4 protein-coding genes and 1 other annotated feature are annotated in these 5,270 nt (G+C 45.6%); of the genes, 3 read left to right on the forward strand and 1 reads right to left on the reverse strand.

Features of this window, described 5'->3' with window-relative positions; all coding sequences use genetic code 11:
- On the forward strand, positions 1-839 hold an 839-nt coding region (locus QZ169_RS11275; protein ID WP_295507101.1), incomplete at its 5' end, for an LPXTG cell wall anchor domain-containing protein.
- Positions 840-1,024: 185 nt separating this feature from the next.
- Here the strand turns inward: QZ169_RS11275 and fbpA are convergent.
- Positions 1,025-2,674: an Rqc2 family fibronectin-binding protein FbpA gene (gene fbpA, locus QZ169_RS11280; protein ID WP_295507103.1), complete on the reverse strand. Its 1,650-nt coding sequence runs from the start codon at positions 2,672-2,674 to the stop codon at positions 1,025-1,027.
- A gap of 172 nt (positions 2,675-2,846) precedes the next feature.
- Positions 2,847-3,079 (forward strand) — a binding site (T-box leader).
- A gap of 127 nt (positions 3,080-3,206) precedes the next feature.
- On the opposite strand from fbpA, the gene trpX reads away from it, so the two are divergent.
- Complete coding sequence (gene trpX / locus QZ169_RS11285) at positions 3,207-4,214, forward strand: tryptophan ABC transporter substrate-binding protein (protein WP_295507105.1); 1,008 nt, start codon at positions 3,207-3,209, stop codon at positions 4,212-4,214.
- Positions 4,215-4,533: 319 nt separating this feature from the next.
- Positions 4,534-5,270: phenylalanine--tRNA ligase subunit alpha (locus tag QZ169_RS11290; RefSeq protein ID WP_295507107.1), on the forward strand; the 737-nt coding region annotated here is incomplete at its 3' end.

Genomic DNA, 5,270 nt, shown 5'->3' on the forward strand with positions numbered 1-5,270 from the left:
GTCAGGGAAGCGATGTGACTCTTGTCCGTCGCGATAAGAATGGCACCTCAGTGACAGCTCGCTATGTTCCAACCGTGGTTGAACCATCATCTAGCAAGGACAGTGTGTCCAGCGGTCGCAAAGGCCAAGCTCAAACGGGCACGCCAACCTTTGAAGGAGCGATTGACCAGGCAGTAGCACCTACCTTTGCGGATGGCAGCACAGAGATGGTTGTCCCAGGTGAGGGAACTTATCGGTTCAATATGTTGGGGGCAGTGACCTTTGTACCGGAAGCCGACTTTGTCGGAACTGCTCGCGGAGTCGTCGTGAAGCGTTCAGATATTTATGGCAATGCCGTGACGGCTACCTATACCCCAACTGTCTTGGGAAGCACTGCTAAAGAAGATACCAGCAGCACAGGTCTTAAAGGCCAGCCGCAGACTGGTAAACCAATCTTTGAAGGCGACGTGGATCCAACAGTTCCGCCAACTTTCGAGGATAGCAGTACCGAAAAGGTTGTTCCAGGCCAAGGTACTTACACGATTGCCCCAGATGGCACTGTGACCTTTGTACCGGAAACGGGCTTTGTCGGTCAAGCTGACGGTGTGACAGTGATTCGCAAAGACCGCAATGGTCAGACGATTTCAGCAGTCTATGTTCCGACTGTGACAGAAGCTCCTGTTCAGCCAGAGCGGACGATTACGCCTGCACCGCCATCTCTTTCTAAGAGTGAGGGTGCAAAAGCCCTTCCTAAGACCGGTACAGAAGAAACCTCATACATAGCAGCAAGTTTACTTGCGGGAGTATCAGGTTTGGGACTGATTGCTTTAGAGAAGAGAAAGAAAAAGTCTGAAGACTAACATAGGCTTGAAGAAATTCTATTAATGAACTAGAAGAATTTCGAGAGAACGCAAAAACAGGTAGAACTTTTGTTCTACCTGTTTATTTATAAAAAATCATTGGAGTTGATGGAGATAATAGAAAGCTTCAGCTGGCTAATGACGATAATGCTCCTAAGTAAATTTGCTAGTTAAAGAGGGCGATTTTACATCTTCATACTTTTAATCTTTTCTTCATCAGGTGTGACGCGCAGGGTTTTCTGGCCTGTATAGGTGACAAATCCTGGCTTTCCACCGGTTGGTTTGTTGAGCTTCCTAGTCTCAATCATATCTACTTGGACCAGATTAGAGAGTCTGGCTTTGGAGAAGTAGGCCGCTAGCTCGGCAGCGTCTGTCTTGACTTCATCGCTGGGCTGAAGATTGCCTGTGATGACCACATGACTACCTGGAATATCCTTGGCGTGAAACCAAAGCTCGTCCTTCTTGGCCATCTTAAACGTCAGCTCATCATTTTGTAGATTGTTGCGGCCAACCAGGATAATAGTTTGGCCATCTGTTGCCAAATATTTCTCCGGTTTCTGTCTTTTCTGGATTTTCTCTCTCTGGCGCCGTCGGATAAAGCCAGTTTGGATTAGTTCTTCTCGAATTTCCGCAATCTCAGTCAGGCTGGCCTGAGCAAGGGCTGTTTCCACGCTCTCTAGGTAGAGTATAGTAGCACGAGTCTCCTCGATCAGGCTGGTCAGGTGTTTGACAGCTTCCTTGAGCTTCTGGTAGCGTTTAAAATAGCGCTGGGCATTTTGGTTGGGAGTCAGGGCTTTGTCAAGCGAGATCATAATCTTCTCACCTGTGTAGTAATTGTCTAGCTCTACCTGGTCCTGGTCGTTGGGCACCTGATGGAGAAAGGTGGTCAAGAGTTCCCCTTTTTGGCGGAATTCTTCTGCATTCTCCGTTGCTAGGAGCTCTTCCTCTTGCTTACCTAGTTTTTTTCGGTTCTTTTCCAACTCATTTTCTACTCGGCGGATGAGCTCGCTGGCCTGCTGGTTGACCCGGTCTCGCTCAGCTTTGTCCTTATAAAAAGTGTCTAAAAGCTCGGATAAGGTGGAGATTTGGGTCTTGCTGTCGGAAAATAGCAGAGCAGAGAAGGATTTTTCGGTCAGGCTTGGCTGAGTCGGACTGGCAAAGAAGGCTCGGAAAGTTTTGAGCTTGTCAGCTGTCAGACGGCCACTGAGCTCAGTAGCCGTATCCCGACCCAATCCCTGAAAAATTTGCTGCAGGCGTTTGGGCTCTAAGTCTTCAGTATGTAGGATTTCAAAGAGCTTTTCATCGCCTACAGTGAAAGGATTAAGACTGCCAGTCTGAGGCGGTGCGACATAAGTTGAGCCCGGCAGGATGGTTCGATAGCTATTTTGTGAAAATCCGACATGTTTGATGGCTTCAATAATCTTACCGCTAGCCTTGTCCAAGAGAATGATGTTGCTGTGCTTGCCCATGATTTCGATAATCAGAGTCACAGCTACGCTGTCGCCGATTTCGTTCTTATTGGAGACGCTGATTTCCAAAATCCGGTCATTCTCCACTTGCTGGATTGCTTCAATAACAGCGCCCTGCAGGTATTTGCGCATCACCATGATAAAGGTATTGGGAACAGCTGGATTTTCAAACGTGGTATCTGTCAGCTGGACGCGCCCAAAGACCGAGTGGGCTGATAGGAGCAGCTTGTGGCTTTGGCGGTTGCTGCGAATCTGTAAAACCAGCTCCTGTTCAAAGGGCTGATTAATCTTCTGAATGCGGCCGCCCACTAATTCGCGGCGGAGCTCCTCAGTCATGTGGTGTAAAAAAAATCCGTCGAAAGACATGCTTTTCTCCTTGAAAGTTGCTACAGAAAATTATAACAAAAAACCAAGCTAAAAGCTTCTAAAGTCTCGCCAAAAAGCAATTTAATTTTTACCTATAACTGCCTCGATAAATCAAATCCGAACATTTTATAAAAATTTTCAAAAAGGTCTTGACATCCTTTCAGGAAAAACTTAAAATATAGGAAATTAGAAAAGTAGTAGATGCATTTGTTTATAGCGAGCTCGTGGTTGGTGGAAATGAGCAGCAAATCTTTACGAAATTGGGCTAATGGATAAAATGAATTTGAAACAATAAGAATTCGGTAGGCACACCTTACAGTGCAGCTTGTTTGATGACAAGACAGAGATATGGGAATACTAGTTATTTTCCATAATTGAGGTGGCACCGCGATTTACGCCCTCACACAGAGTACCTGTGTGAGGATTTTTTGTTGCTTATTATAAAAAAACAAGGAGAATTGCCTATGTTTAAACGATGGCGTCCCTAGGGATTAAACAGAAAAAATATAAAACATAGAAATGGAGAAAGAACATGAAAAATAAACGATTAGTAACTATCTTAGGCCTTCTGGCCGTTTTGGCAATCGGTGGGATTGTCTATTCTAGCTTGAACAGCAAAGGCAACAACACAAAGACCAGCAGCGACAGTCAGACAGTCAAGGTCGGCGTGCTGCAGTATGTCAGCCATCCTTCGCTGGATTTGATTTACAAGGGGATTCAGGATGGTTTGGCTGAGGAAGGCTATAAGGGCGACAAGATTAAGATTGACTTTATGAATGCTGAGGGCGATCAGAGTAAGGTCTCTACTATGAGTAAGCAGTTGGTTTCCAATGACAACGATGTGCTGATTGGTATTGCGACTCCGTCTGCACAAGGACTGGCTGCAGCTACTAAGAACAAGCCTATTGTCATGGGAGCTATCACAGATCCAGTTGGAGCAAATCTAGTGAAAAATCTGGACAAGCCAGGGGGCAATATCACGGGTGTCTCTGACCGTAATCCAGCTAAGCAACAACTAGAGCTGATTAAAAAATTGACTCCAGATGTAAAAACTATCGGTGCGCTGTACTCTAGCAGCGAAGACAACTCCAAAGCTCAGGTAGAAGAGTTCAAAAAATTGGCTGAAGAGGCAGGCTACAAGGTAGAGGAATACTCTGTTCCTTCAACCAATGAAATTGCATCAACTATGAATGTCATGACTGGCAAGGTTGATGCTATCTGGATTCCAATTGACAATACCATTGCGTCAGCTTTTGCGACAGTTGTGTCCAGCAATAAAGAAGCTAAGAAACCGATTTATCCAAGTGCGACAGCAATGGTAGAAGAAGGTGGCCTTGCCTCTGTCGTTGTAGACCAGTATGACCTAGGTGTTGCGACTGGTAAAATGGTAGCTAAAGTCCTTAAAGGTGCTAAACCTGCTGACACTGCAGTAGATATTTTCGACACAGGTAAATCTGTTATCAATACCAAAAATGCCAAAGAACTTGGCATTACTGTACCAGAAGATGTTCTGAAAGAAGCTGGACAAGTGATTAAATAGAAAGAAGGAAGTCTGTTGCTTGACAGGCTTCTTTTTCTCGATAGTCTCTTTTTGTAAATTCTTTAACTGAGCTTGCGAAATGTTTAGAAATCTGTTAGAATGAAGTATAACTGAATAGCAATCCGCAAGACCAGTACCCTAGGGGAAGTTTAACAGGGAGGGGAGCCATCGACTGAGAGCTCTCTAGATGAAAGCTAGGCGAATTCACTTGCTCTAGGATTGATAAGTAAGGTCTGGCTTGCCAGATAAAAAACGGATGGTACCGCGTGTCAACGCTCCGCTTATGGAGATTGATGCGCTTTTTTATTTTGGAGGGAAAATGACGAAAACGATTGAAGAACAACTAAAAAGCCTGCGTGAAGAGACTCTAGCTTCTCTCAAGCAGCTCGAGGCTGAGAATCAGAAGGAACTACAGGATTTGCGTGTAGCAGTATTAGGTAAAAAGGGTTCACTGACTGAAGTCCTGAAAGGGATGAAGGATATCTCAGCTGAAATGAGGCCGATTATCGGGAAGCACGTCAATGAAGCGCGTGATATTCTGACAGCAGCCTTTGAAAAGACTGCACAAGAGATGGAAGAGCAATTAGTCGCTCTGAAACTGGCTGAGGAATCCTTGGATGTGACCTTGCCTGGCCGTCAGATTCCGGTTGGGAACCGTCATATTCTTAGCCAAACTAGTGAAGAAATTGAAGATATCTTCATCGGGATGGGCTATCAGGTCGTGGATGGCTTTGAAGTGGAGAAGGACTATTACAACTTTGAGCGGATGAATCTGCCTAAGGACCACCCAGCACGGGATATGCAAGATACTTTCTACATTACAGAGGAAATCCTGCTCAGAACCCACACCAGTCCGGTACAGGCGCGAGCTATGGACGCTCATGACTTTTCTAAAGGGCCACTCAAGATGATCTCACCAGGGCGCGTTTTCCGCCGGGATACCGATGATGCGACTCACTCCCACCAGTTCCATCAGATTGAAGGTTTGGTAGTTGGAGAAAATATCTCCATGGCAAACTTGCAAGGAACGCTGCAGCTGATTGTCCAGAAGATGTT

Origin of the sequence: uncultured Streptococcus sp. (assembly GCF_905372115.1) — a bacterium.
Lineage (GTDB): Bacteria > Bacillota > Bacilli > Lactobacillales > Streptococcaceae > Streptococcus.

Excerpts from the sequence above, each read along its gene's own strand:
- fbpA (WP_295507103.1), bottom strand. The coding sequence starts at position 2,674 with ATGTCTTTCGACGGATTTTTTTTACACCACATGACTGAGGAGCTCCGC.
- trpX (WP_295507105.1), top strand. The coding sequence starts at position 3,207 with ATGAAAAATAAACGATTAGTAACTATCTTAGGCCTTCTGGCCGTTTTG.